The following is a 25,205-nucleotide window of genomic DNA, read 5'->3' on the forward strand; positions in this document are numbered from 1 at the left end:
TCCGTGCGAAGATGCGGTCGCCCGGTAGGTCTACCGGCACAGAGGGGAACTTCATTGAAATCGAGAAAACTGAGCCATAAGCGGCGCCGCGCCACCATAGTCGGGGCGTCGGCCGCCGCGGTGGTCGCCGGCGTCGCCCTGGTGCCCAGCTGGAGCGCGGGCGCGGCGGTCACCGACGATCCCACCGTGGACGCGGAGACCAAGGCCACGTTCCAGAAGCTGGCCGACGCGGTCTTCACCGACCGCACCCAGGCCCTGGTGGACGCCGGCACAAACGGCCGGCACGGCACGCACGACCGGCTGTCCGCCCGCTTCCACGGCAAGGTCCGCCTGTCCGGCGCGCAGTCGCACGCGGAGGACTCCGCGCTGTCCGAGCTGCGCGGCCGCAAGGACCGCCTGGCCAAGCTCGGTGAGCGCTACAGCTCCGGCACCACCAGCGTGACGCTGGACGCCACCCAGGTGAAGGGCCGTCACGCCAAGGTCGCGGTCACCGAGACCACCACGCTGACCTACGAGAAGGTGCACGGCAACGAGCCGAAGACGACCGGCTTCCAGGCGCACCACGAGCTGTCGTTCGAGGCCGACAAGGACGGCAACTGGCAGCTGACCAGCATCGAGGACACCGACGACGGTGTGGCCGTCAACCAGCCGACCCCGCCGGCGGTGACCGAACCGTCGACCGGTGACGAGGACAACCCGCCGGAGGCGCCCCGTGCCTCCACGGCGAGCAACGCACCGGCCGACCCGAAGAACCTCACCGGCGGCGCGTACGACTACCAGGCCATGGCCGCGTACGCGAAGAAGTACTGGAACGACTACAACCCGGAGTACCCGGACTTCAGCGGTGAGGGCGCCGGCGGCGACTGCACCAACTTCGTCAGCCAGGCCCTGAAGGCCGGCGGCTGGAAGCACGAGCCCGGCTACACCTACGACTGGCACAAGTGGTTCGGCAACGCCGAGATCCAGTCGGACTCGTTCGTCGGCGTCAACGAGTGGTCGTGGTTCGCGCTGTCCTCGAAGCGGGTCACCAGCCTGCCGTACGTCTACCAGATGGACGTCGGTGACGTGCTGCAGATGGACTTCAACCGGGACGGGGCGAAGGACCACACCATGATCGTCACGTACCGCAGCCCGCAGGGCGTGCCGTACGTGTCGTACCACTCCACCAACACCTACAACCGGTCGGTGGCGAGCCTGATCGCGTCGTACCCGAACGCGTACTACTACGCCTACCGCACCTGAGCGAGGACGGCAGGGCACCACGGCGGTGTCCTGCCGTCGACGGGAGCCGGCCGCCGGCGGGCCGGGGCGGTGCGCCCCTGCCTCAGCGGCCGGCTCCGCGTTCTTCGCGGATCTGCGCGACGACCCGCGCCACGGTCTGCCGGACCGCCTCGGTCTCGGTCAGGAAGTGCCAGTAGTCGGGGTGGGGGCCGGCCTCCAGGCCGGTCACGGCCCGCTCCAGCCGGGCCACGCAGTCGTCCAGCGGACGGGCGTGACGCGGATCGGGCGTGGTCCGGCCCGTCATCGCCAGCCGTTGCGCGTCACGGATCGCGAACCGGGTCCGTTCGATCTCCGCCTGCGGGTCCTTCTGCACCGCGTTCAGCCGCTTCAGCCGGTCGCCGGCGGCCGAGACCGCCTCGTCGGTGGCGTTCAGCAGCGCCCGCACCGTCGACAGCAGCGCGGTCGCGTCCGGCCAGCGCTGCTCCTCGCGCGCCTGCCGCGCCTCGAGCAGCTTCTCCTCCGCCCGGCGCACGTTCTGCGCGGCCTGATCCGGCACGTGCTGCAGATCCTGCCAGCAGGCGACGGTGAACCGGCGCCGCAGTTCGCTGAGCACCGGCTCCACCTGCCCGGCGCGCGTGGTCAGCGCCTGCGCCCGGGTGCGCAGCGACACCAGCCGGCGGTCGATCTCCTCGGCCTGCTCCGGCAGCCGCCGGGCCGCCGCGGCGACCGCCTCCGCCTCGCGCGTCACCCGCTCGGCCCGCTGCACCGTGGGCCGCACGCCGTGCCGGCCCGCGCCCTCGTTCAGCTTCGTCAACTCCGGCGCCAACGCGGCCAGTCGGGCGGCCAGGTCGTCGGCGCGGAACCCGTTGCCGCGCACCGCGTCCAGGGCCTCACCGGCGCTGCGCAGCGCCTGCCGGGCCCGCTCCACGGCGGGTGCCACCCGGGCCAGTTCGGTCTCGGCCCGGTTGAGCAGCGGCCCGAGGCCCGCGGCGAACCGGTCCAGGTCCCGCCGCACGGTCAGCAGCTCGTCCTTGGCGGCGATCAGCGCGCTGCGCGCCCGGGCCGCGGCGGACGCCTCCAGATCGTCGCGGTCCAGGTCGGTGGCGTCCACGGCCTCGATGTACCGCCGGCTCGCCTCGTCGACGCGCCGCCCCAGCGCCTCGAACTGCGCCACGGCCTGCCGGGCCGCGGGGGAGTCGTCGACGGCCGCGATCGTCTCCACGGAGATCTTCAGATCGCGTTGAGCGGTGTCCAGTTCGTAGAACGCGGCGGCGGCCTCGTCCTTGGCCTCCTGGGCCTGCGCCCGCTGGCTCTCGGCCCGCCCGCCGAACCAGCGCCGTGTCCCGCCGCCGGCGAACGCGGCGGGCAGCGCCAGCACGGCCAGCAGGGGCAGACCCGCCAGGGTCAGCACGTCCCGGGCGGCCGAGGCGACCGGACGTGCGGCGCGCCGGGGCCGCGTGAACGGCGGGTTCGGCGCATGCTGGTGCCCGGGTGTCGCCGGTGTGGCCGTCACGTCCTTCTCACTCCCGTGCTGTCTCCGCCCTGCGTGGAGTTCATTCTCCCACCCGCCCCGGGCGAACACACGCACGTGATCAGTCGGCCGTCGTGACCTTGATCGATCCGTTGGTGGTGCGCGCGGTGACGACATGGCGGGCGGCGTCGTCGCGGGGCACCGACACGTGGGTGGAGCCGGTACGGGTGGCCGTGGTGACCCGGTAGCCGGCCCGGGGCAGGGTGATGCCGAGGGAGCCGTTGGCGGAGCGGGCGTCCACGAGGTCCGGCACCTGGGCCAGTTCGAGATGCACCGAGCCGTTGCGGGTGGTGGCCCGTACCCGGCGCGAGGAGACCTCGGCGCGCACCGAGCCGTTGTTCGAGGCCAGCTGGAGCGGGCCGCTGCTGTCGCTCACGCGGACCGTCCCGTTGGTGCTGCGGATGTCCAGGGCGTCCTTGAACCCGTGCGCGCGCACGGTGCCGTCCCGGTCCTCCACCTTCACCTGGACCCCGCGCGGCACCTCGACGCGGTGCCGGGCGGAGCAGTCGGCGACGAGCCCCGCGCACTTCAGTCGCAGCACCAGCCGGTCGTCCTTCAGGGACCAGGTGGCGTGCGGGTCGGTGCCGATGAGCACCGAGCCGGAGAACCAGCGGGTGACCTCGACGGTTCCGGCCTTCACCGCGTCGGAGGCGACGACCTCCAGCGTGGAGTTGTCGCTGTCCACGGTCAGCGTCCGCCCGTGCAGGGCGAAACTGCGGTGCTCGGGATGCTTGTCGTCCCCGGCGTCGCCGCCGCAGGCGGTGGCCGTGGCGACGAGGGCCACGGCGACGCAGGCCAGCGCGGCACGGGTACGAGCGGAGCGGGTCATGACGGTCTTCCCCCTGGTCGGACGGCGGTCGGCGGGTGCTTGCGACCGCTGGCGATGCGGTCACCGGCAGCGTAGGAAGCGCCGCCCGGGCGGAGAATGCGGCGAACTGCCGGATGCCGGGTGGGGGAAACCCCCGGGGAGGGTGGGGGTGGGTCGGGGGAGGCGGGTGCGGACGGTGGCGGTGGGCCGGTGTCCCCCGGGGCCACCGGCGCCGTCTCCAGCCGCTCACCTCGGTGGCGGTCGGCGACGTCCACTGCGGCGCGACAGGACGGATCGCGCCTTTGTGCTGTAGGTGTTCGACAGGCAGGTGTCGCCGCGGCGCACACGCAGCGCGTGACGACCCGGACATGCACAAGGCCGCACCTGGCCGTGTCCGGCCGGTGCGGCTCGCCGTCTCCTGTTCCTGGCCTGGGCTGCCTGCCCAGGCCAGGTTCGTGTGTGGTGGGCGCGGACGGTTTCGAACCGCCGACATCCTGCTTGTAAGGCAGGCGCTCTACCCCTGAGCTACGCACCCGCGACGAGTGGACAGACTACCTTGTCGGGGGCGCTGTCCCGCAAACCCGTGGGGTGCGGAGCCGAAGGGCCGGCCGGCCGCTCACGCGTCCGTGGCCTCCTTGTCCTCGGATGCCTCGTGGGCGTGCTTCAGGGCGCGGCGGGCGTCGACGCCCTCCGGGCCGCTGAACTGGTCCCAGAAGCGGTGGGTGGTGATGAACACCGCCAGCTCGTGCTCGCGTCGGCGGAGCTTCTCCACCTCTGCCTGTTCGTCGGCGGTCCAGCCCGGGGAGGCGGGGCGCTCGACCTTGCGCCAGCCGCCGTCGTCGCTGAACCCCTCCAGCGGCTCCACCGACCACGGCAGCCGTTTGAGCAGGGCCGACAGCTCGGCCCTGACCTGATGCAACTCCTCCTGAGCGGCGAGGAGATCACTCGGGAACTCATAGGGCGTAGCCACGAGGCAATGCTACGCCTGTTCGAATTGATGAGGTGAGATGCCGGACGCGGGTTCATCTGTTCGAGGGAACGCGCGGATCGGTCGGGCCTGTCGCCGCCCCGTCCTCCGGTCGGCCCCACGGCGCGGGGCCGAGCGGCACGGTGGCCGCGGCCCGAGGTCTCAGGCCTCGGGGGCGGTCCTGCGCATCAGATACGTCGCCCCCGCGCCGGCCGCGAACAGCGCCGCCACCGACACCCCGGTGGCCAGCCAGGCAGCGCCCAACCAGCGGGTGCCGAGATAGCCGAGGACGACGCTGTAGGCGGCCCACGCCAGACCGGCCAGCGCCGACCAGGGCAGGAACTCGCGGACACGGCGGCAGGCCGCGCCGGCGCCGAAGGAGACGACCGAGCGGCCGGCCGGGGCGAACCGTGCGACGACCACGAGGGCGCCGCCGCCCCGGGACAGTGCGGCGCCGAGCCGTTCCTGGGCCGTGCGCAGGCGGCGGGAGCGGGCGAGGGCGCGGTCCAGCCGTGCTCCGCCGCGCCGGCCCAGCCGGAAGGCGACCAGGTCGCCGAGGACCGATGCGGTCGCCGCGCACAGGGTCAGGCCGAGCAGGCCGGGTATGCCGTGCGGGACGAGTCCGGTCGCGGCGCCCGAGCCGGCGGCGGCCGCCGTGGCCGCGGTGACGACGAGGACGCCGCTGGGCAGGACGGGCAGGAACACGTCGAGCAGCACCGACAGGGCGACGACGGCGTACATCCACGGGGTGCCGGTGAGCGACCCCAGTCTCGCCATGCTCTCCAGCACCCGGACTCCCTGAACTCCCCCGTAGACCGGGACCGTGCCGCGTTGTGCGGGGGAGCGGCAGGGGCGGCCTGTGAACAGCCACTCAGAGTACGCCGTCGGTGTGACGCACGAGACGGCGGGGGCTCAGGTGTGCGTCCTGACCCCTCGCCGTCGCGGGAGCGCCGGCCGTCTCAGACCGCGGCCGGGGACCGCTCGGCGGCCGGGGACTGCTCCGCCGGCTGCCCCCCGGCCGCCGCGCGCCGGGCCAGGAGTCTGTCCAGGGCGAACGCCCCGGAGCCGGTGAACACCAGCAGCAGGAAGGACCAGCAGAACAGCACCGGCAGCTCGCCGCCGTTCTCGATCGGCCACAGCGCCGTCGGCTGGTGCACGTCGAAGTAGGCGAACGCCATGGAGCCGGAGGCGAGGAAGGCGGCGGCGCGCGTGGCCAGGCCCAGCAGTACCAGGGCGCCGCAGACCAGCTGGATCACGGCCGCGTACCAGGTGGGCCAGGTCCCGGCGGGGACCGTGCCGCCGTGCGTGCCCGGGGCGCCGCCGAGCACGCCGAACAGCGAGGCGGCCCCGTGGCAGGTGAACACCAGGCCGACGACGGCGCGGAACAGGCCGAGGACGTAGGGCTGGGCAGTGGTCAGGCGCTCGGTCAGACGGGTCATGTGGGGGTCTCCTTCGGGAGGGGGGGGACGGCCGGCCGCGGGAGCCGGACGGAGACAGGTCCGAACGGGTGACCAAGGTTAGGGGTGCCTTACTAGTACTTGCAAGTTCAAGAATCGGTCGTTCGAGAGGCGGTCGGTGGCGCGTTCTCAACGGCAGGGGCCCGCACGGCGTCCCGCCCCGGCCGGTGGCGCGGGGCGGGACGCCGTGCGGGCCCCCAGTGCTGCGCTGTGTGGTGCGTCGGTGCTGCGCCGTACGGTGCGTCAGCAGGCGGAGAGGTAGTTCTGCAGTGCGCTCTTCTCCGCGGAGTCGACCGAGAGGTCGTAGTAGTACTTCACCTGTACCCAGGCCCGGACGTAGGTGCACACGTACGCGGACCGGGGCGGCACCCAGGTGGCCGGATCCTGGTCGCCCTTGGACTGGTTGACGTTGTCGGTGACGGCGATGAGCTGCGGGCGCGTCAGGTCGTTGGCGAAGGCCTGGCGCTGGGCCGTGGTCCACTTGCTCGCCCCGGAGTCCCAGGCCTCGGCGAGCGGCACCACGTGGTCGATGTCCAGGTCGGAGGCGGCGGTCCAGGTGGCGCCGTCGTAGGGCGAGTACCAGCTGCCGCTGGTGGCGGCGCAGGAGGAGTCGGTGACGACGTTGCTGCCGTCGCGCTTGAGGACGGTCTCCCGGGTGTTGCAGGTGCCGCTGATGGTGATCCAGTGCGGGAACAGGTCGCGGCTGTAGCCGGTGCGGTCCTCGGCGGCGACCGTGAGCTGGGACAGGTAGCTGCGGGCGGTGGCGGCGCTGACCGGGGTGGGCAGGGCGGCGGAGGCGGCCGGCGGGTTGAGGAATGTCACACCGGCGAACAGGGCGGTCAGCGCGGCGAGTATGCCGGCGTGTCGACGCGCGTAGCGCTTGGGCATGCGAAACTCCCATGAACGGGTCGGGTGTTGGGGGTGCGAGCAGGCAGGGGCTCGCGGCATCGCATGTCCGGCCGGTGTGCGTGCGGTGAGACGGTAATGGCGCGTTCATGACATGACAAGAACGGGTCCGCAGTCCGGTCCCGTACGATGGGGGGCGCGGAAGGGGAGTAGCTCTTCGCCGGAGTCGTCGACACACTGCTCAGCCCGTCTGAGCCGGCGCCCGGAGGCGGACCGCGTCGCGGTCGGCCAGCGAGACCTTCGGCAAGCAGTGCATGCCCGCACCCCGGGTGCGGGTGATCCGTGCGCTGCCCTGCCGAGGATCTGGACCCCAGCGCACAGCACTCTCGGCCGGGTGGCCCGACCGATTGAGGAACAGTGATCAGTCTCAGCGTCCTGGCGCTCGTCTTCGGCGTCGTCTTCCTCGCCGAGCTGCCGGACAAGACGGCGCTCGCCGGCCTCGTCCTCGGCACGCGCTACCGCGCCTCGTACGTCTTCGCGGGTGTCGCCGCCGCCTTCCTGCTGCACGTCGCCCTCGCGGTGGCGGCGGGCAGTGCGCTGACCCTGCTGCCGCAGCGGATCGTGCACGTGGTGACCGGCGTGCTCTTCCTCGGCGGCGCGGTGATGCTGCTGCGGAACAAGGGCGAGGACGAGGAGGAGGTCCGCCGGCCCGAGGACCAGTCCTTCTGGAAGGTCGCCGGGACCGGCTTCATGCTCATCCTCGTCGCCGAGTTCGGCGACCTCACCCAGATCATGACCGCGAACCTCGCCGCCCGCTACGACGACCCCGTCTCGGTGGGCATCGGTGCGGTGCTGGCCCTGTGGGCGGTGGCCGGCCTCGGCATCGTGGGCGGCAAGGCGCTGATGCGGCGGGTGCCGCTCGGTCTGATCACCAAGATCGCGGCCGCGCTGATGCTGGCGCTCGGCGTGTGGAGCCTGTGGGAGGCGGTGGCCTGAGGGGTCGGCCGGGGGTGGGTGGCAGGATGCCGGGGGCGTTTTGTACCGTGGAGGAACAAAGTGGCCTCCGCCCGCTTTCCCTGACCGGCGGGCGGGGCCGCCTTGTTCTCCGCGCTCCCCGGGCGGGCGTCGGGGGAGTTCCTCCCGCGGTCCGTCCGTACGCCCCTCACCCCGTTACGGAGTTGCCGATGACGGCCACCACCGCCGTGTTCACCGCCCGCGCCCTCCTGCTGGACATGGACGGCACCCTCGTCAACTCCGACGCCGTCGTCGAACGCATCTGGCGGCGCTGGGCCGCCCGGCACGGACTCGACGGCGACGAGGTGATGCGGGTCGTCCACGGCCGCCAGGGCCACGCCTCGATGGCGCTGCTGCTGCCCGGCCGGTCCCACGAGGAGAACCTCGCCGAGAACGCCCGCATGCTCGCCGAGGAGACCGCGGACACCGACGGGGTGATCCCGGTCCCGGGTGCGCCGGAGTTCCTGGGCTCGCTGCGCGGGCTGCCGCACGCCCTGGTGACCTCCGCCGACGCCGCCCTGGCCGCGGCCCGGATGGCCGCCGCGGGGCTGTCGCTGCCGGACGTGCGGGTCACCGCCGAGAGCGTCGGCGCGAGCAAGCCGGACCCCGAGGGCTTCCTCAAGGGCGCCGCCGGCCTGGGCGTCGCCCCCGCCGACTGCATCGTCTTCGAGGACTCCGGCGCGGGCATAGCCGCCGGCCGGGCCGCCGGGATGCGGGTGATCGGCGTGGGCCCCCGGGCCGCCGACCACGCCCCCGACGCCGTGGTCCGCGACCTCACCCAGGTGCGCGTCGAGACGCTGGAGGACGGACGCCTCCGCCTCACCGTCGGCTGAGGTCACCGGCCCCACCGGCCGCCCCTCTCCGGCTCCTTGCAGCACCTGCCCCGGGGCCTTCCGGAAGTGCGGAAGCTCCCCGGAATGGCCGTATGCCGACAGACATCGAGAGGACCTTTCCGGTCATATCGGTCCACACTGGGTGCGGTGGACGAGGTGACATGAGCGCCGGGAGGTCGCGATGGCCGCGGACGGGCACGGGCACGCCAGGGCCAAAACGACGGGCGCGGCGGGCTCCGGGACGGGCGGTGACCTGCCCGGCGGCGCACCGGCCATAGCCGGCCCCCCACCCGGCCGGGCACCGGCACCACCCGAGCACGTGCCCGGCGATGTCCTCGTCTCGATCGGCGCGCTGCTGCTCGGCCTGCTGCTGGCCGCGCTCGACCAGACCATCGTGTCCACCGCGCTGCCCACCATCGTCAGCGACCTCGGCGGCCTGGAGCATCTGTCCTGGGTGGTCACCGCCTATCTGCTGGCCTCGACCGCCGCGACCCCGCTGTGGGGCAAGCTCGGCGACCAGTACGGCCGCAAGAAGCTCTTCCAGACCGCGATCGTCCTCTTCCTCGTCGGCTCGGCGCTGTGCGGCATGGCCCAGGACATGTCCCAGCTGATCGCGTTCCGCGCGGTGCAGGGCCTGGGCGGCGGCGGGCTGCTGGTGCTGTCCATGGCGATCGTCGGGGACGTCGTCCCGCCCCGGGAACGCGGACGCTACCAGGGACTGTTCGGCGCGGTCTTCGGCACCACCAGCGTCCTCGGACCGCTGCTGGGCGGCCTGTTCACCCAGCACCTGAGCTGGCGCTGGGTGTTCTACGTCAACCTCCCCGTGGGCATCGTCGCCCTCGCCGTGATCGCCGCCGCCCTGCATCTGCCGCGCACCCCCCGGCGCCATGTCATCGACTACCCGGGCACGCTGCTGATCGCCTCGGTCGCCGTCTGTCTGGTCCTGGTCGCCTCGCTCGGCGGCACCACCTGGCCGTGGGCCTCCCCGCAGATCATCGGGCCGGCGGTGGCGGGCGTCGTGCTCGCCGCGGTGTTCGTGGCCGTGGAACGCCGGGCCGCCGAACCGGTGCTGCCGCTGAAGCTGTTCCGCTTCCGCACCTTCACCCTGTCCGCCGTGATCAGCTTCGTCATCGGCTTCGCGATGTTCGGGGCGCTCACCTACCTGCCGACGTTCCTGCAGGTCGTGCACGACATCTCGCCGACGCTGTCCGGTGTGCACATGCTGCCGATGGTCCTCGGCATGCTGCTGGCGTCCACCGGCTCCGGGCAGCTGGTCAGCCGCACCGGCCGCTGGAAGGTGTTCCCCGTCGTGGGCACCGCCGTCACGACCGTCGGACTGCTCCTGCTGCACCAGCTGGACGAACACAGCTCCACCGCCGAGATCAGCGGCTGCTTCTTCGTCTTCGGCCTGGGCCTCGGCCTGGTCATGCAGGTGCTCGTGCTCATCGTGCAGAACACCGTCGGCTACGAGGATTTGGGCGTGGCCACCTCCGGTGCGACCTTCTTCCGGTCCATCGGCGCCTCCTTCGGTGTCGCGGTCTTCGGCGCGCTGTTCGCGAGCCGCCTGAGCGAGATGCTGGGCTCCGCCTTCCGGGGCGTCACGCTGCCGCCCGGCGTGTCCACCGGCACCCTGAAGTCCGACCCGCGCGGCATCGACCTGCTGCCGCCCGCCCTGCGCCCCGCGGCATTGCACGCCTACGCCACCGCCATCACCGACGTCTTCCTGTACGCCGCCCCGGTCGCCCTGCTCGCCTTCCTGCTGTCCTGGCTGCTGAAGGAGGAGCCGCTGCGCGGCTCGGTGACCGCCCCCGACGGCACCCAGACGCTCGCCACCAACCCGGTCCAGCGGTCGTCCTACGACGAGGTGTGCCGCGCGCTGTCCGTGCTGGGCACCCGCGCGGGCCGGCGCGAGATCTACCGGACGATCACCCGGCGCGCCGGGTGCGATCTGCTGCCCGCGGCGAGCTGGCTGCTGCTGCGGATCAAGAAGTACGGCCGGGTCGAGCCGGCCCTGCTGGCCTCGCAGGTGCCGGTGCCGCTCACCGTCGTCCTGGAAGCCGCCCGGCAGGTGGAGGAGCGGCAACTGGCCGTGCGCCGCGGGCTGGACCTGGTGCTGACCGACGAGGGCCGCGAGGTGGCCGGGCGCCTGGCCCGGGCCCGGCAGGAGTCGCTCGCCGAGCTGCTCGGCGACTGGTGGGGCCCCGGTCGGCCGACCGACCTCGACCAGCTGGTCGAGGAGCTGACCGCGGAGCTGTGCGGCTCGGACGCGGAACACCCGCAGGAGCAGCGCACGGCGCTGCGGGACGTGACCTGACCCGACCCGGCCGCGGACCAGGCGTCTACTCGGTCCTCGTCCGCCGGGCGCGGCGCCTGCGCCACTCCGCGACGACCTCCTCGGCGTCGTACCGCTTCAGACCGAGCGGCGGGCCGGGCGGCGGCTTGACCATCATGTCGAGGATCTTCGTGTTGATCGCGCCGATGATCCGGCGCACCTCCTGCTCCGAGGGCGCGGCGTAGGCGGCCGCGAGCGCGTCCTCGGCCTCCTTGCGCAGGGCGAGCGTGGGCGGCAGCAGGGACACGCCCTCGCGGGCCAGCTTCTTCTTGACCCACCACAGCTCGTCGTAGGCCGTGTCGTCCGGCAGCGGTTTGCCCGCCCCCGGCAGCCGGTCGAACTCGCCCCGCCGCTGAGCCTCGCGGATCTCCTTCTCGACAAAGGTCTCGAAGGGCACACCGGGTGGCTTTCGCTCGGTCATGGGCTCATTGTGCCCGCACGGCCCGGGCCCGGGCGATGCCCTCGCACCGCCGGGGAGCGGAGCGCGCGAGAACGAGACACGTCCGGGCGCGCCCCCCCCGCCCCGGGCGTCCCGGCGGCCCCGGGCGCCCCGGCCGGCGCGAGGCCGGTGCGGGCCCGGGCGCCCGGACGGGTTGCTCGCACCGGCCCCGGGAACGGCCGTCAGCGGGTCAGCCCAGCACGCGGGCCAGGGCGAATCCGTCGTACCCCTTGGAGCCCACCGTCTGGATGGCCGTGCCCTCCAGCCGCGGATGCTCGGCGATCAGTTCCAGTGCGGCACGGGTGCCCTGCACCGAGGGGTCGGTGCTGGCCGCGTCGGTCACCTGGCCGTGGCGCACCACGTTGTCCAGGACGATCAGCGAGCCGCCCCGGGTCAGGCGGAGCGCCCATTCCAGGTAGGGGCGGTTGTTGGCCTTGTCGGCGTCGATGAAGACCAGGTCGAAGGGGGGCGGGTTCTCGTCGGCGAGCTTGGGCAGCGACTCCAGGGCCGGTCCGACGCGCACCTCGGCGATCCGGTCCAGTCCGGCGCGGGCGAGGTTGCGGCGCGCCACGTCCGCGTGGTGGGCGTCGTACTCCAGGGTGATCAGGCGGCCGTCCTCGGGCAGGGCGCGGGCGAGCCAGATGGTGCTGTACCCGCCGAGGGTGCCGATCTCCAGGACGGTGCGGGCGCCCTGGAGGAGGGCCAGGAGCTGCAGCAGCTTGCCCTGGTTGGCGGTGACGTTGATCTGCGGCAGGCCCTCGGCGTCGCTCTCGCGCCGTGCGGCACGGAGGGCCTCGTCCTCCGGTGAGAGCAGGGTGGTGAAGTAGGTGTCGATGTCGTCCCAGAGCTGCGCGTCGCTCATGCACCAGGCCTTTCGTATGCCTAGTTAGGGGTTCTAACTAGCTGCGCTAAGGAATATAGCCAGGTGCCGGGGGGCTGTCAGGGGAATTCCGCCGATCGAGGGAGGCGCGGCACGCACGCGGGCGGCCGGCGGCATCCGAGGTGCCGCCGGCCGCCCGCCGTCGCAGGGGTGGGGGAGCTGCTAGGACTCCAGTGCCGGGCCCGATCCCGGCAGCGGGCGTCCCGCGGACTCCGCCATGAACCACACCGCCGCACCGCCGATGACCGCGGCGGCCATCATGTAGTAGGCGGGCATCATCGTGTTCCCCGTCGCGCCGATCAGCGCGGTGACCACCAGCGGGGTGGTGCCGCCGAACAGCGAGACGGAGACGTTGAAGCCGATGGACAGCGAGCCGTAGCGGACCCGGGTGGGGAACAGGGACGGCAGCGCGGACGGCATCGCGGCCGTGAAGCACACCAGCAGCAGACCCAGCGCGCCCATGCCCAGGCCGACGGCCACCAGGCTGCCCTGGCGGATCAGCAGCAGTGCCGGGATCGACAGCAGCAGGAAGCCGGCGCACCCGGCGGCGATCACCGGGCGGCGGCCGACGCGGTCGGTCAGCAGGCCGGCGAACGGCTGGACGATCATCATCAGGACCATCACGGCCAGCACGACCAGCAGGCCGTGGGTCTCGTCGTACTTCAGCTCACTGGTCAGGTAGCTGGGCATGTACGACAGCAGCATGTAGTCGGTCACGTTGAAGACCAGCACCAGGCCCATGCACAGCAGCATCGCCCTCCACTGGCCGGTGACCATCTCGCGCAGCGGCACCTTCGGGCGCTGGGACTCGGCCCGCTCCGCCTCGGCGGCGAACGCCGGGGTCTCCTCCAGGCGCATGCGCAGATACAGGCCGATGATGCCCATCGGGCCGGCGATCAGGAACGGGATGCGCCAGCCCCAGCTCGTCAGCTCGGACGAGGACAGCAGGGCCGTCATCAGGGTGACCAGGCCGGCGCCGCCGACGTAGCCGACCAGGGTGCCGAACTCCAGCCAGCTGCCGAGGAAGCCGCGCCGCTTGTCCGGGGCGTACTCGGCGATGAAGGTGGAGGCGCCGGCGTACTCGCCGCCGGTGGAGAAGCCCTGCACCAGCCGGGCGGCCAGCAGCAGGATCGGAGCGCCCACGCCGAGGGTCGCGTACGACGGGATCAGGCCGATCGCGAAGGTGCCGACGGCCATCATGATCATGGTGAGGGCCAGCACCTTCTGGCGGCCGATGCGGTCGCCGAGCGGGCCGAAGACCATGCCGCCCAGCGGCCGGACCAGGAATGCCGCCGCGAAGGCGCCGAAGGTCGACAGCAGCTGTGCGGTGGGGTTGCCGGAGGGGAAGAAGACCTTGCCCAGGGTCACCGCGATGTAGCTGTAGACACCGAAGTCGAACCACTCCATCGCGTTGCCCAGTGCGGCGGCCTTCACGGCGCGCCGCACGAGTGCGGGGTCGGTGACGGTGGCGGGTGACTTGGTGAGTGACACGGAGGACACGGGACGGGGAGCGGTGACTGTGGGGGCCGTCAAGACTTCGCTCGCCTACCTCTCGTCGGGGACAGGGACGCGACCCACGCGACGGCGCTGACGAGCGGGCCGAATCGGACCGGCGCAAGGCTGGCCGAAAATCGACCATACGACCGGTTGTGCCCTTTACGTCTCGTGCGCAGTTGGCTGCATAGTGCAGCTAAATGGCGGATACGCAGGGACGTCAGCCCGTTCACGGCCATCTTCCACAGAAGTCCGCTGTGATCCTTGTCGCGCCCCACGACCGCAACCGGGGCGCTCGCGCACTATCGTCATCCGGACGAAAGGCGAGCGGACGACAGGTGACGCCGGGGCTGTCCGCGTCCCTGCAGGCGCGCGGACTCGAGGAGGTCGCCGCGCGGCCGTACGGGAGACAAGGTCGACACGACCCGTGCAGGGTCGCAGGACGGGGCGGGAGGCCGACGAGGCGTGGCGGATGCGGAACACGGCCGGCAGCCGGCGGGAGCGTTCCCGGCGGCGACTGCGACACCCGGCGAGGCGGTCAGGGCCCGTCTGCAGGCGGCCCGCCTGGCTCTGTGGCTGATCACGGCGCTCCTCGCGATACGCCAGGTGGCCGTCGTCCTCACCACCCCGCCCGCCCGGCGCCTGACCGACCTGGAGACCTGGGTCGGACCCGACGGCGTCCTGCACGTCAAGGGCTCGCTGTACGACTCCACCCGGTTCACCGGCACCCCCTTCGGCGGCCTCGTCCTCAAACCGCTCACCCGGGCCGCCGAGGACGCCCTCGGCTGGGGCTGGACCTTCGGCACGCTGCTGCTGGTGGCCGCCCTCGGACTGATCGCCGCCCGCGCCCTGCCCCAGCCGGTGAGCCGCCGCACCTCGCTGCTGGCCGCCCCCGTCGCGATCAGCCTGCTGATGCTGTCGCTGCCGGTGCGCAACGCGCTGTGGCTCGGGCAGACCAGCATCATCCCGGTACTGCTCGTGCTGCTCGGCTGCTTCGTGGTGCGCGGACAGCGCACCGGCGGCGCCCTGATCGGCCTGGCCGCCGCGCTGCAGCCGACCGTGCTGCTGTTCGCCGTGCTGCTGTGGTGCACCGAACGGCGCCGGGCCGCCGCCTCCACCGCAGTGACCTTCCTCGCGTGCACCGCTCTCGCCTGGGCGGCCATGCCGCACGACTCCGTCACCTACTGGATCCACCACGTGGCCGGCGCCGGCCTCGGCGGCCCCTCCGACGCCCTGGCCAACCAGTCCCTGCACGGCGCCCTGCTGCGCCTGGGCCTGACCGGCCCGCCGGAGATCGCCCTGTACCTGGTGCTCGGCGCCGGCGTCGCCGTGCTCGGCCTGCGCCGGGCCGTGCGCTACGCCCGCGACGGGCAGCTGCTGCTCGCCGTGGCCGTCACCGGGTGCGCCGCGATCGCCGCCGCCCCCACCGCCTGGCAGCACCAGCTGCTGTGGGTGCTGCTCGCCGTCGTCGGCCGGGCCGGCCGCCGCGCCTCCGACCGTTACGTCTGGCCGGTGGCCGTGGTGCTGGTGATGACCCTGCCGCCGAAGATGCTGCTGCCGAACATGGCGGCCCTGCACCCGCTGCGCGACAACCTGGTGCTGCTGGCCGCGCTGGCCGCCGCGACCGCCGTCCCGTTCCTGTCCCGCACGGCGGAGCACTACCGCACGCCCGTCCCCACCGAGTACGCCGCTCCCGTCCCGGCCCGCTGGCGGCACGTCCCGCTCGTGCCGTTCCTGCGGCGCGTGCTGACCCGCCCCAACCTGCTGCTGGAGCTGCTGCTCATCCGCGTCACCTACGCGGCCTACTCGCAGGTGCGGCTGGCCGCGCGCAGCGACCGCGCCACCGCCGAACGGCACGGCCACCAGATCCACTCCGTCGAGCAGACCCTGCACATCGGCATCGAGCACTGGTTCAACCACACCGTGGTCGGTCTGCCCTGGCTGAACCGCTTCCTCAGCTTCTACTACGAGACCTTCCACTTCGTGGTGCCGCTGACCATCCTGGCCGTGCTCTACGTCCGGCGCCCCGTCGACTACCGCTGGGCCCGCACCGCTCTCGGCTTCGCCACCTGCCTGGCCCTGCTCGGCTTCTGGCTGTACCCGCTGGCCCCGCCCCGCCTGATGCCGGGCCTCGACTTCGTCGACACCGTGCACGGCGTGCAGGACTTCGCCAAGCCCGACTACGGCGCGATGACCGCCGTCACCAACCAGTACGCGGCGATGCCCTCGCTGCACTTCGGCTGGTCGCTGTGGTGCGGCCTGGTCGTCGCGGTGCTCGCGTCCCGGTGGTGGATGAAGGTCCTCGGCCTGCTGCACCCGCTGTTCACCGTCTGCGCCATCATCGGCACCGCCAACCACTGGGTGCTCGACGCGGTCGGCGGCGCCACCGTCGTCGGCGCCGGCTTCGCGCTGACCTACCTGCTCTCGGGCCCCCGCGCCTCGGCCGAGCCCCGTGCGACGGCGGCGAAACAGCCGGAGCCCGGCCCGCGGGCGGCCGTGCCCTGACGCGGAACCGCCGGCGCCGCCCGCACGCCGCGCCCGGTGCGGTGACACGACCGTCGGCCTCTTCTAGGGTGAGCGGCGTCATGGGTGCGACGACACGAGGGGAGGCCATGACCACGCTCCAGGACCGGCCCGGAACGGCTCTGCTCGTCGTGGACGTGCAGAACGACGTCGTCCGCGAGGCGCACGCGCGGGACGCGGTGGTGGCGAACATCGCCGCCCTGGTCGAGCGGGCCCGGCGGGAGCGGGTGCCCGTCGTGTGGATCCAGCAGGGCGACGAGGAACTGGTTCCGGGCAGCGAGGGCTGGCGGATCGTGCCCGAGCTGACGCCGCGGGACGGGGAGCCCGTCGTCCACAAGACCCATTGCGACTCCTTCGAGGAGACCACGCTGGAGACCGTGCTGGCGGCGCACGGGGTGGGCCGGGTCGTCGTGACCGGCGCCGAGACCGACGCCTGCGTCCGGTCGACCCTGCACGGCGCGTTCGTGCGCGGCTACGACACGATCCTGGTCGGCGACGCCCACACCGCGGTGGACAAGAGCCGCTGGGGCGCCCCGCCCGTGGAGCAGGTCATCGCCCACACCAACCTCACCTGGACCTGGCAGTCGGCCCCGGGACGCACGGCCGGGACCGTCGGCACCGCGGACGTGGACCTCACCGGCCCCCTGCCCGGCTGACCGCCGGGCCGAGCGAGCGGGACGGCGCGAAGGCGGCACCGGAAGCCGCCGGCCTCACTCCCGGCCCGAGGCCACCGCCGCCAGCCCGCCCGTGACCACCGCCGCGACCAGCAGCGCCGTGCCCACATCGCGTCGGACCACCAGAGCGCCGCCGAGCGTGGCACCGGCCAGCATGGCGAGCACCGAGGCCGCCCGGCGCGGGGAGTGCTCGCCCGGCCCGCCGCCCACCCGGGAGTCGGCGATCAGGCCGGTCAAGGTCCGGGTGAGCACGGTGGTCGTCAGTCCCGACACGCGCAGTTTCAGCACCGTCGCGTTCCGCAGGCCCATCGCGAAGGCGGTCAGCGCGATCAGCACGTACGGGGTCGCGGCCGCGCCCGGCACGGCGAAGGCCACCACCGACGCCGCCGCCACGAACCCCGCCTCCACGGCCAGCGCCACCCGCGCCCAGCGGCGGCGCGTGCAGGAGGCGAGACGGTGGGCGACCCGGCCGCCGGCCAGCGCGCCCGCCATGAAGCACACCAGGGAGGTGGCGGTGTGCGGCACCGAGAAGCCCGGCGCACCGGCGGCGGCGAAACCGAGGATGACGATGTTGCCGGTCATGTTCGCGGTGAACACGTGCTGCAGGCCCAGAAAGCTCACCGCGTCGATGATCCCGCTGGTCACCGTCAGCCCCAGCAGCACGGGCACCAGCCGCAGGCCGCGTGCCTCCGCATCGTCGTCCGGGGAAGGTGCCGCCTCGTGCGCTGTCATGGGACCAGGGAAGCAAAAACCGCCCGCGCGACGCGGGCGGACACGGCGAAGGCGGCGGCCCAGGGGATCGGAGGCCGCCGCCTCCACGACTGCCGTGAGGTGGCGCCGTCCAGACAAACAGCGCGCCCCGGCACCCGCAAACGGCTCCGCTACTACGCGCCCTCGCATCCGCCGCGCCGCCCGCGCGAGGGCACGGACCCGCATCCGGGCAGGCCGCCGCCCGCGACCAGGGTGATCCCGCACCGTCCGGCTGGCCTACGGCCGGGCATCGTAGGTGACCCGGCTCATGTGGGCCGCTTCACTCCGGACGGCGCCGTGTGCGCCGTGCGGGGCGGAGGGGGCACGGTCGCCGGGGCCGGCTGCGCACGCGACCGGGGCCGCGAACGCCGCGCGGCGGGTGGCGCGGCGCACGCCGGCGCGCGGTGTGACCGGCCGGGTGTCGGCCGACCGAGGACGTCCTGACGTCGACGTCCTCGGCCGCCACCGTCCCCGCCGTGCGGCCGGGTCCTTCTGCCGGGGCGCCCCACCGGTGGACCTTCACCTCAACTGGCGCCGAAAGACAAGACGATGGCGTTCAGGTGTGGCGTTGTGGCGATCACAACTCGCCCTCTCTCCATGCGGCCACGCAATGGTGAGGTGCCGTCAGCTGTGCGGGGTTGAGTCGAATTCCCGGGGGAGGTGGGCAATGAGATGACACCGTGCGCGCCATCGGTCGGACCCATGCACGGCGCGTGATGCCATCGATGCGGCCACCAGGGATCTTGCGAGCGATCCACCGCACGGTTGGCCGGCCGCCCGCGTCGTGCCCGGTGCGCCACTTCGGTGCACGGCGCGTACACCAGCCGGACCGCTGAGCAAGGCACCGGCGCCCGCTGGTTCGGCGATGTCCTGCTGCTGCTCGGCGGGCTGGTCCGGGCCGGATACGACGTGCTGGGCACGGACGCGGGCCAGGGGCAGGACGCGGTCCGTCTGACGTACCACCAGACAGTGGCGGGCGCGGCCGGCTTCCTGCTCGCCTCGCTCCTGGAGATCCACGAGTGGCAGCTTCCCGACGCATCCGCCTCGGCGCTGCTCGCCCACCTCGCCGTGGCCTGCTCCGTCGGCGGCTTCCTGCTCCACACCTACGGCCTGCGTCGGATGACGTCGAGCATCGCGGTCACCATTCTCGATCCGGTGCCGGTGTTCGGCGTGCTCGGTGCCGTTGTGATCAACGGTGACACGGTCCACCTCGCCCAGGTCGTCGGCGGTGTGATCATCATCGCCGGGGTGGCGCTCGGACTGGTCGAGCGCCGGACGAACACGGAGGCAGCCGGCGTCGTCATGGCGACGGGGGCCGGTGAACGCGTCCGAAGCGATACGTCCCGACGGCGTCGCGCGCCCGGACCGGTCGAGCAGGCCGGATCGGACCGCTCCTGTCGACCTGCGCCCGGGGCATCGCCGTCCGGTCGGCGCGGGTCACGGCCGTCTCCCGGGACGGGCGTCGAAGGCGACCGGGGCCTCGAAGGCCGCCCGGCGGGTGGCGCGGCGCAGCGCGCGCAGCACGGCCGGCCCGACGACGAGGGTGAGCACGACCGTCAGGGCGGCCCGGCCCAGGTCCCAGCCGAGCGAGGTGGCCAGGCAGTAGGCGACGAACCGGGCCAGATTCGTGAAGATCGGCGCCTGCGGGTCGAAGGCGATGGAGGAGGCGAGGGTGCCCATGAACGGCCAGCCCGCGAGGTTCATGACCGTGCCGTAGGCGAGGGCGGCCACGGCACCGTAGCCCGCCAGCATCACCAGTTCCGCCCGGCCGCGCAGCCGGTCGGGGCCCGGCAGCAGGCCCGCGCCCATGGTGAACCAGCCCATGGCCAGCATCTGGAACGGCAGCCACGGCCCCACCCCGCCCGTGAGCAGCGCGGAGGCGAACATCGTCACCGAGCCGAGCACGTACCCGAAGCCGGGGCCGAGGACGCGTCCGCTGAGCACCATCAGGAAGAACATGGGCTCCAGGCCCGCCGTCCCGGCGCCGATGGGCCGCAGCGCGGCGCCCGTCGCGGCCAGCACGCCGAGCATCGCCACCGCTTTCGGGCCCAGCCCCGACTCGGCGATGGTCGCCGCGACCACGGCGACCAGCAGCACCAGCAGTCCCGCGAACAGCCAGGGCGCGTCCTGCGCGTGCGCGCTCAGCCGCGAGGTGGGCGGGGCGAGGAAGGGCCAGGTGAAGGCGATCACCCCGACGGCGCCGACCAGGACGAGCGCGGCCAGGGAGCGGGGGCCGAGCCGCACGGCCCGCGCCTGCCGGTCGGTGTGCACGCCGGGGGGTGTCGCCTCAGTGCTGTTCACGGCGGGTCCCTTCGCCCAGTGCCCGGCGGACCTGCGTGACCGTGAGCCACTGCTGCGGCGCCAGGATCTTGGTGACCTGGGGTGCGTAGGAAGGGGAGGAGACCACCACCTCGGCGGTGGGCCCGTCGGCGATCACCTCGCCCTCCGCGAGCAGGACCACCCGGTCGGCGATCTCGGCCGCCAGTTCCACGTCGTGCGTGGCGAGGACGAGGGCGTGCCCCTCGGCGGCCAGCTCCCGCAGCACGGCGACCAGCCGGGCCTTGGCGCCGTAGTCCAGGCCGCGGGTCGGCTCGTCCAGGAGCAGCAGCGGCGGGCGCGCGGTCAGCACCACCGCCAGCGCCAGCGCCAGTCGCTGCCCCTCGGACAGGTCCCGGGGATGGGCGGTGTCGGCGACGCCGGGCAGCAGCCGTGTCACCAGGGCGCGGCAGGTGCCGGGCTCCGCCTGCGCGTCCCGGTCGGCGGCCGCGCACTCGGCGGCCACCGTGTCCGCGTACAGCAGGTCGCGCGGCTCCTGCGGCACCAGGCCGGCCCGGCGCACCAGTTCGCGCGGCGGGGTGCGGTGCGGGATCGCCCCGCCGACCCGGACCTGACCCGCGGACGGCTCCACCAGGCCCACCAGGGAACCGAGCAGCGTGGACTTCCCGGCGCCGTTGCGGCCCATGAGGGCGATCGTCTCGCCGGGCGCGACGGTCAGGTCGACATGGCGCAGCGCCTGCACCGTCCCGCGCCGGACGGCCAGGGCACGCACCTCCGCGACCGGCTCCGGTCCCGCGGCCCGGTCGGCGCGGCGTCGGCGCAGCCGCAGCCGGGGAGCCGGGCGGCGCGGCGGCGGCACGGCGGACGCGGCGGGCTCGGGGGCGGCGGGCGCGGCGGACGCGGTGGGCTCGGGGGCGGCGGCGGGCGCACGGCCGTCCAGCCGTGCGCGCAGCCCGGCCGCGCGGCGGCGCGCGTCCCGCACCGTCAGCGGCAGCGGTGACCAGCCCGCCAGCCGGCCCAGCTCCACCACCGGCGGACACACCGGCGAGACGGCCATGATCTCGGCCGGGTCGCCCAGGCGCGGGGCCGCTTTGGGGGCGGGCAGCAGCAGGACCCGGTCGGCACAGTGCACGACGCGTTCCAGGCGGTGCTCGGCCATCAGCACGGTGGTGCCCAGGTCGTGCACCAGCCGCTGCAGCACGGCCAGCACCTCCTCGGCGGCCGCCGGGTCGAGCGCGGAGGTGGGCTCGTCCAGCACGAGGACCTTCGGGTGCGGGGTGAGCACCGAGCCGATCGCGACCCGCTGGCGCTGGCCGCCGGAGAGCGTGGCGATGGACCGGTCGCGCAGATCGGCCAGGCCCAGCAGGTCCAGGGTCTCCTCCACCCGCCGCCGCATCACCGCCGGAGCCAGCCCCAAGGACTCCATGCCGTAGGCGAGTTCGTCCTCCACGGTGTCGGTGACGAAGTGCGCGAGCGGGTCCTGGCCGACGGTGCCGACCACGTCGGCCAGGTCGCGCGGCCGGTGGGTGCGGGTGTCCCGGCCGGCCACGGTGACCCGGCCGCGCAGGGTGCCGCCGGTGAAGTGCGGCACCAGCCCGCTCACCGCGCCCAGCACGGTGGACTTGCCGACTCCGGACGGGCCGACCAGCAGCACGAGTTCGCCCTCGGGCACCTCGAAGTCCACGCCGTGCACGGTGGGTTCGGCGGCCCCGGCGTAGGTGACGGACACATCCTCGAAGCGGATCACGACGGCTCCTCGGGCGAACGGCGCGCGGACGGGGACGCGGACGCGGACGTGGACGCTGCCACGGACGGACGGGCGGCCGGTGCACCGGCCCGGCGCGCGCCGACGGCCGGGCGCCCGCCCGCGGGGACGGCGGCCGGGCGTGCGGCCTCACGTGCGGGGGCGGCGACGGCCGGCAGCAGCCCCAGCAGCACACCGGCCGCCGGCCACAGCGGCAGCGTGGGGGCGGTCAGCGGCACCACCCCGGGGTGCAGCGCCCCCGCATCGCGGGCCGCGGCCAGGCTCAGCAGGGCCGCCACCGCCACGCCCGAGCCGGCGACCAGCCAGGATCGCGGCCCGAAGGTGTCGGGACGGTAGCGGGTGCGCGGGGTACGCCGGCCGCCCAGCCACAGCCCGGCCAGTGCGGCGGCGACCCCGGCGGCCAGCACCGGCAGCCCGTAGGTGCCGCCCTCGGCGGTCAGCAGCCCGTAGGTGCCGGCGCACACGCCGAGCAGCCCGCCGAGCGTGAGTGCGGCGGTGGTGCGCCGCACCGCGGGCGGCACCTGGGCGGTGCGGCCGTAGCCGCGGGCGTCCATCGCGGCGGCCAGCGCCACGGAACGTTCCAGCGCGCTCTCCAGCACCGGCAGCCCCACGTGCAGCAGTCCGCGGACGCCACGGTCCGGGCGGCCGCGCAGCCGCCGGGCCGCCCGCAGCCGCCGCGCGTCGGCGACCAGGTGCGGGGCGAAGGTCAGCGCGACGACCACGGCGACCCCGATCTCGTACAGGGCGCCCGGCAGGGACTTCAGCAGCCGGGCCGGGGCGGCCAGGGCGTTCGCGGCGCCCACACAGATCAGCAGCGCGGCCAGCCGCAGCGCGTCGTACAGCGCGAACACCAACGCCTCCGCGGTGACCCGGCCGCCGAGCCGGATGCCCTGGGCCCAGTGCGGCAGCGGCACCTCGGGCAGGGTGAGCAGGACGTGGGTGCCGGGCACGGGCGAGCCGAGCAGCACCGCGAAGCCCAGCCGGAGCGCGAGCACGGCGAGGGCGAGCCGGAGGAAGGCGCTGTAGGAGCGGGCGGAGGGGGTGTCGGGACGGCAGGTCACCACCACGTAGCCGGAGACGGCCAGCAGCAGGCCGAGCAGCAGCGGATTGGTGGTGCGGGTGGCGGCGGTGCCCAGCCCGAGCGCCCACAGCCACCACGCCCCGGCGTGCACCGAGGAGGACCGGCGGGCCCGCGGGACGCCGCCGGTGCCGGACGTGCCGGCGCGGGACGCGGACGGCCGCCGACGTCCCCCGGAGCCGTCGGCCGGTGCGCGGTCGGCATCGTCGGCTCCGCCGGACGGCGTGGCCGCGCGGTCGCGGCCGGCACGCCGTGCGTCGGCCGGGACACGGAGTCCGGTGTCGTCCACCGCGACCGTGGAGGGGGCGGCGGGGCCCGCAGCGGTGTCCGGGCCCGGGTCGCCGAGCGGGCTACGCATGCCGACGGCGGCGCGCCTGCCAGACGGCCGCACCGGCCAGGACGAGGACGACCGCGCCGCCCGCGACCAGGCCCACGGACGGGCCGCCGTCCCGCCCGTCGGCCTCCGACGCCGTGCCGGAGGCCGCATCCGTCGGCTTCGTCGCGGTGCCGGCGCCGTCCGCGATCTGCTCCCCGCACCCCTTGGCCGGGTAGCCGGCGATCGCGCACAGCAGGGCGGCGGAGTCGTAGCGCAGCGGCGGCGCGACCGCGGCCAGGGCCTCGGCGGTCGTGGCGTCGGCCGGAACACGGGCGCAGACCTGACGAGGCTCAGGCGGCGTCTGACCGGACGGGGCGTCCGCCTGCGTGCCGAAGTCGAGGACCAGCGCGAGGCGCTTTCGCCCCTGCACGGCGGCCGTGGTGCCGCAGATGTCCGTGAACGAGGCCGTGCCGCGCGGCTGGACCGCGTCCCGGGAGTCCTCGCTGACCGCGAAGCGGAAGCCCTGCACCTCGCCGTCCGCCGGGCGGGCCGTGGACGGGCCCTCGGTGGCGTACGTCCAGTGGTCGCCGTCCCGCTCCCAGAAGGACCAGTAGCGGTACCCGGCGGCCTGTGCCGGTCCGGCGCCCGCCACCAGGGCGCACACGGCGGCGAGCAGCAGCGCGGCCAGGGCGCGGACGCGGCCGGTCACGGCTGCCGTCCCGTCCGCCGACGGGCCGCCAGCAGCGCACCGCCGCCGACGACCACGACGGCGCCGACGCCGCCGGCGATCCAGGCGGTGGTGTGCCCGTCCCCGCCGTCGCCGTCCGTCGTCCCGGGCGCGCCGGCCGGCCCGGTCGCCGCCGGGGCCGGACCGGTGGCGTCCAGCTCGGCGACCAGGTCGACGCCGCCGAAGTCGCGCGGGTCGGTGCCGGTGGCGTGGGCGGCGAAGACCAGCTGGGCCCAGGCGGCGGGGCCGCTCTTCTCGGCCCACGCCGCGGCGTGCTCCTCCAGCCACCGCAGCGGCGTGCGTGCCGCCTCGGGGCCGCCCTGCGCGGCCAGGGCGACCACCGCGTCGGCGGTGTTGCCGTAGTCGGGCTGGTCGTCGGCGCCGGGCAGCGCGGAGGTCAGGTGGCCGGTGGCGGCGACGGCGCGCGCGAGGTACGCGGCACCGTTCGCGGCGGCCCGGGCCGGGGTCGCCGTGCCGGAGCCGGAGCAGGTCGTGCTCGCGGGTCCGGTGCCGGCCTCGGCGGCCAGGCCCTGGCCGAGCGCGGCGACCACCGCGGCGGCCGTGGCGTCGGCGTTGGCCGTGAGCGTGCCCTTCTTGTCGGGCTGGTAGGCGAACGCGCCCCCGTCGTCGCCGGAGCACGGCAGGGCGAACGCCAGCAGCGCGTCGTACGGGGACGTGCCGTCCTTCACCACCGCGTCGGGTTTCTCGCCGACGGCGGCCAGGGCGCCGACGACGAGGGAGGTGGAGTTGGCGTCGCTGGGATCGCCGGGGGTGTAGCCCCAGCCGCCGTCCTCGTTCTGCACGGACTTCAGCCAGGTCACCGCCTTGCCGGTGGCCGCCTCGTGACCGCCGAGCGCGGCGAGGGCCTGCACGGCGGCGGCCGTGCTGTTGGTGTCCACGGCGGTCCTGTCGTCGCAGGCGGCCGAGGGCTCGGCGCGGTAGGCCGCGAAGGCACCGTTCGCGCACTGCTGCCCGGCCAGCCAGGACACGGCCTGTGCGGCGGGCCGCACGCCCACCGTGTGCTGCGCGAGCAGGGCGAGGGACTGCCGCCACACGCCGTCGTAGGTCGGGTCGGTGCTGCCGTACAACCCGGCGGGACGCGCGGGTGCCGTGGAGGCGGACGGCGACGGTGTGGCGGCGACGGCACTGGCCGGGGCCCCGATCACGGCGGCGACGGCGGCCAGGGCCGCGGCGCTGCGGCGTATGTTCACGATCGGCGGATGCCTTCCCCTGCGGGGAGCCGGACAGCAGGGGACATCCCCGGCGGCTCGGC

Annotated in this window: 21 protein-coding genes, 1 tRNA gene and 1 pseudogene; 7 read left to right on the top strand and 16 right to left on the bottom strand. The window is 74.2% G+C overall.

The window, feature by feature from the left end; genetic code table 11:
• Nucleotides 1-120: 120 nt before the first annotated feature.
• The gene (locus OG899_RS19030; protein ID WP_125497612.1) at nt 121-1,242 is read left to right on the top strand and encodes an amidase domain-containing protein; all 1,122 of its coding nucleotides are present in this window, start codon (nt 121-123) and stop codon (nt 1,240-1,242) included.
• A gap of 82 nt (nt 1,243-1,324) precedes the next feature.
• Here the strand turns inward: OG899_RS19030 and OG899_RS19035 are convergent, their stop codons facing one another.
• The 7 genes from OG899_RS19035 to OG899_RS19065 all read right to left on the bottom strand — a co-directional run bounded on the left by OG899_RS19035 (nt 1,325) and on the right by OG899_RS19065 (nt 6,872).
• Nucleotides 1,325-2,734 carry a hypothetical protein gene (locus OG899_RS19035; RefSeq protein ID WP_125497560.1) on the bottom strand — a complete coding sequence of 470 codons (1,410 nt, stop codon included), beginning with the start codon at nt 2,732-2,734 and terminating at the stop codon, nt 1,325-1,327.
• 79 nt (nt 2,735-2,813) lie between these two features.
• On the bottom strand, nt 2,814-3,581 hold the full coding sequence (locus OG899_RS19040; RefSeq protein WP_125497559.1) for a DUF4097 family beta strand repeat-containing protein: 768 nt from the start codon (nt 3,579-3,581) through the stop codon (nt 2,814-2,816).
• Nucleotides 3,582-4,020: 439 nt separating this feature from the next.
• Nucleotides 4,021-4,095: transfer RNA gene (locus OG899_RS19045), tRNA-Val, on the bottom strand.
• A gap of 81 nt (nt 4,096-4,176) precedes the next feature.
• A complete protein-coding gene (locus tag OG899_RS19050) occupies nt 4,177-4,530 on the bottom strand; it encodes a hypothetical protein (RefSeq protein ID WP_125500825.1) in 354 nt (117 codons plus the stop codon).
• Between the two features lie 159 nt (nt 4,531-4,689).
• The gene (locus OG899_RS19055) at nt 4,690-5,304 is read right to left on the bottom strand and encodes a VTT domain-containing protein (protein ID WP_285876480.1); all 615 of its coding nucleotides are present in this window, start codon (nt 5,302-5,304) and stop codon (nt 4,690-4,692) included.
• A 182-nt stretch (nt 5,305-5,486) separates the two neighbouring features.
• Nucleotides 5,487-5,966 (bottom strand): DoxX family protein, encoded by a 480-nt coding sequence (locus tag OG899_RS19060; RefSeq protein ID WP_373296011.1) that lies wholly within the window; start codon nt 5,964-5,966, stop codon nt 5,487-5,489.
• A gap of 261 nt (nt 5,967-6,227) precedes the next feature.
• On the bottom strand, nt 6,228-6,872 hold the full coding sequence (locus OG899_RS19065; RefSeq protein ID WP_168131088.1) for an HNH endonuclease family protein: 645 nt from the start codon (nt 6,870-6,872) through the stop codon (nt 6,228-6,230).
• A gap of 375 nt (nt 6,873-7,247) precedes the next feature.
• Here OG899_RS19065 and OG899_RS19070 point away from each other — a divergent pair, with 375 nt between their 5' ends.
• The 3 genes from OG899_RS19070 to OG899_RS19080 all read left to right on the top strand — a co-directional run bounded on the left by OG899_RS19070 (nt 7,248) and on the right by OG899_RS19080 (nt 10,991).
• Entirely contained in the window at nt 7,248-7,826 is a 579-nt protein-coding gene (locus tag OG899_RS19070) for a TMEM165/GDT1 family protein (RefSeq protein ID WP_125500828.1), read from the top strand.
• A 188-nt stretch (nt 7,827-8,014) separates the two neighbouring features.
• The gene (locus OG899_RS19075; protein ID WP_125496335.1) at nt 8,015-8,677 is read left to right on the top strand and encodes an HAD-IA family hydrolase; all 663 of its coding nucleotides are present in this window, start codon (nt 8,015-8,017) and stop codon (nt 8,675-8,677) included.
• A 181-nt stretch (nt 8,678-8,858) separates the two neighbouring features.
• Nucleotides 8,859-10,991 (top strand): MDR family MFS transporter, encoded by a 2,133-nt coding sequence (locus OG899_RS19080; protein ID WP_189427521.1) that lies wholly within the window; start codon nt 8,859-8,861, stop codon nt 10,989-10,991.
• 25 nt (nt 10,992-11,016) lie between these two features.
• Here the strand turns inward: OG899_RS19080 and OG899_RS19085 are convergent, their stop codons facing one another.
• The 3 genes from OG899_RS19085 to proP form a co-directional block, all read right to left on the bottom strand.
• Nucleotides 11,017-11,430 carry a DUF1992 domain-containing protein gene (locus tag OG899_RS19085; protein ID WP_125496333.1) on the bottom strand — a complete coding sequence of 138 codons (414 nt, stop codon included), beginning with the start codon at nt 11,428-11,430 and terminating at the stop codon, nt 11,017-11,019.
• 208 nt (nt 11,431-11,638) lie between these two features.
• Complete coding sequence (locus OG899_RS19090) at nt 11,639-12,310, bottom strand: O-methyltransferase (protein WP_125496332.1); 672 nt, start codon at nt 12,308-12,310, stop codon at nt 11,639-11,641.
• A 180-nt stretch (nt 12,311-12,490) separates the two neighbouring features.
• On the bottom strand, nt 12,491-13,819 hold the full coding sequence (gene proP, locus OG899_RS19095) for a glycine betaine/L-proline transporter ProP (RefSeq protein ID WP_308293328.1): 1,329 nt from the start codon (nt 13,817-13,819) through the stop codon (nt 12,491-12,493).
• A 468-nt stretch (nt 13,820-14,287) separates the two neighbouring features.
• Between proP and OG899_RS19100 the strand changes: the two genes are divergently transcribed.
• Nucleotides 14,288-16,327 carry a bifunctional glycosyltransferase 87/phosphatase PAP2 family protein gene (locus OG899_RS19100; RefSeq protein ID WP_168131091.1) on the top strand — a complete coding sequence of 680 codons (2,040 nt, stop codon included), beginning with the start codon at nt 14,288-14,290 and terminating at the stop codon, nt 16,325-16,327.
• 107 nt (nt 16,328-16,434) lie between these two features.
• A complete protein-coding gene (locus OG899_RS19105; protein ID WP_125496329.1) occupies nt 16,435-17,001 on the top strand; it encodes a cysteine hydrolase family protein in 567 nt (188 codons plus the stop codon).
• A gap of 54 nt (nt 17,002-17,055) precedes the next feature.
• Here the strand turns inward: OG899_RS19105 and OG899_RS19110 are convergent, their stop codons facing one another.
• Complete coding sequence (locus tag OG899_RS19110; RefSeq protein ID WP_125496328.1) at nt 17,056-17,751, bottom strand: YoaK family protein; 696 nt, start codon at nt 17,749-17,751, stop codon at nt 17,056-17,058.
• A gap of 927 nt (nt 17,752-18,678) precedes the next feature.
• On the opposite strand from OG899_RS19110, the pseudogene OG899_RS19115 reads away from it, so the two are divergent.
• Nucleotides 18,679-18,966: pseudogene (locus tag OG899_RS19115) on the top strand (EamA family transporter); the annotation flags it as partial.
• Between the two features lie 240 nt (nt 18,967-19,206).
• On the opposite strand, the gene OG899_RS19120 reads toward OG899_RS19115, so the two are convergent.
• The 5 genes from OG899_RS19120 to OG899_RS19140 are packed head-to-tail and all read right to left on the bottom strand — an operon-like array spanning nt 19,207 to nt 25,143.
• Nucleotides 19,207-20,070, bottom strand: a complete 864-nt coding sequence (locus tag OG899_RS19120) for an ECF transporter S component (protein WP_229813651.1) — start codon at nt 20,068-20,070, stop codon at nt 19,207-19,209.
• The gene (locus tag OG899_RS19125) at nt 20,057-21,793 is read right to left on the bottom strand and encodes an ABC transporter ATP-binding protein (RefSeq protein WP_168131093.1); all 1,737 of its coding nucleotides are present in this window, start codon (nt 21,791-21,793) and stop codon (nt 20,057-20,059) included. Before OG899_RS19125 ends, OG899_RS19120 begins: the two co-directional genes overlap by 14 nt.
• Nucleotides 21,790-23,247, bottom strand: coding sequence for an energy-coupling factor transporter transmembrane protein EcfT (locus OG899_RS19130; RefSeq protein WP_251504666.1), 1,458 nt, complete (start codon nt 23,245-23,247; stop codon nt 21,790-21,792). Before OG899_RS19130 ends, OG899_RS19125 begins: the two co-directional genes overlap by 4 nt.
• Complete coding sequence (locus OG899_RS19135) at nt 23,240-23,914, bottom strand: SCO2322 family protein (RefSeq protein ID WP_251504667.1); 675 nt, start codon at nt 23,912-23,914, stop codon at nt 23,240-23,242. Before OG899_RS19135 ends, OG899_RS19130 begins: the two co-directional genes overlap by 8 nt.
• Nucleotides 23,911-25,143, bottom strand: a complete 1,233-nt coding sequence (locus tag OG899_RS19140) for a prenyltransferase/squalene oxidase repeat-containing protein (protein WP_125496325.1) — start codon at nt 25,141-25,143, stop codon at nt 23,911-23,913. The genes OG899_RS19135 and OG899_RS19140 overlap by 4 nt, the downstream gene beginning before the upstream one ends.
• Between the last annotated feature and the right edge of the window lie 62 nt (nt 25,144-25,205).

It is taken from the genome of Streptomyces thermoviolaceus (assembly GCF_045209695.1).
GTDB classification, from domain to species: domain Bacteria; phylum Actinomycetota; class Actinomycetes; order Streptomycetales; family Streptomycetaceae; genus Streptomyces; species Streptomyces thermoviolaceus.

Bases quoted from the DNA above. Each gene is read 5' to 3' on its own strand.
- OG899_RS19130 (WP_251504666.1), bottom strand. From the start codon at position 23,247: ATGCGTAGCCCGCTCGGCGACCCGGGCCCGGACACCGCTGCGGGCCCC.
- OG899_RS19075 (WP_125496335.1), top strand. From the start codon at position 8,015: ATGACGGCCACCACCGCCGTGTTCACCGCCCGCGCCCTCCTGCTGGAC.
- OG899_RS19055 (WP_285876480.1), bottom strand. From the start codon at position 5,304: ATGGCGAGACTGGGGTCGCTCACCGGCACCCCGTGGATGTACGCCGTC.
- OG899_RS19110 (WP_125496328.1), bottom strand. From the start codon at position 17,751: ATGACAGCGCACGAGGCGGCACCTTCCCCGGACGACGATGCGGAGGCA.
- OG899_RS19060 (WP_373296011.1), bottom strand. From the start codon at position 5,966: ATGACCCGTCTGACCGAGCGCCTGACCACTGCCCAGCCCTACGTCCTC.
- OG899_RS19040 (WP_125497559.1), bottom strand. From the start codon at position 3,581: ATGACCCGCTCCGCTCGTACCCGTGCCGCGCTGGCCTGCGTCGCCGTG.
- OG899_RS19085 (WP_125496333.1), bottom strand. From the start codon at position 11,430: ATGACCGAGCGAAAGCCACCCGGTGTGCCCTTCGAGACCTTTGTCGAG.
- OG899_RS19065 (WP_168131088.1), bottom strand. From the start codon at position 6,872: ATGCCCAAGCGCTACGCGCGTCGACACGCCGGCATACTCGCCGCGCTG.
- OG899_RS19080 (WP_189427521.1), top strand. From the start codon at position 8,859: ATGGCCGCGGACGGGCACGGGCACGCCAGGGCCAAAACGACGGGCGCG.
- OG899_RS19105 (WP_125496329.1), top strand. From the start codon at position 16,435: ATGACCACGCTCCAGGACCGGCCCGGAACGGCTCTGCTCGTCGTGGAC.
- OG899_RS19090 (WP_125496332.1), bottom strand. From the start codon at position 12,310: ATGAGCGACGCGCAGCTCTGGGACGACATCGACACCTACTTCACCACC.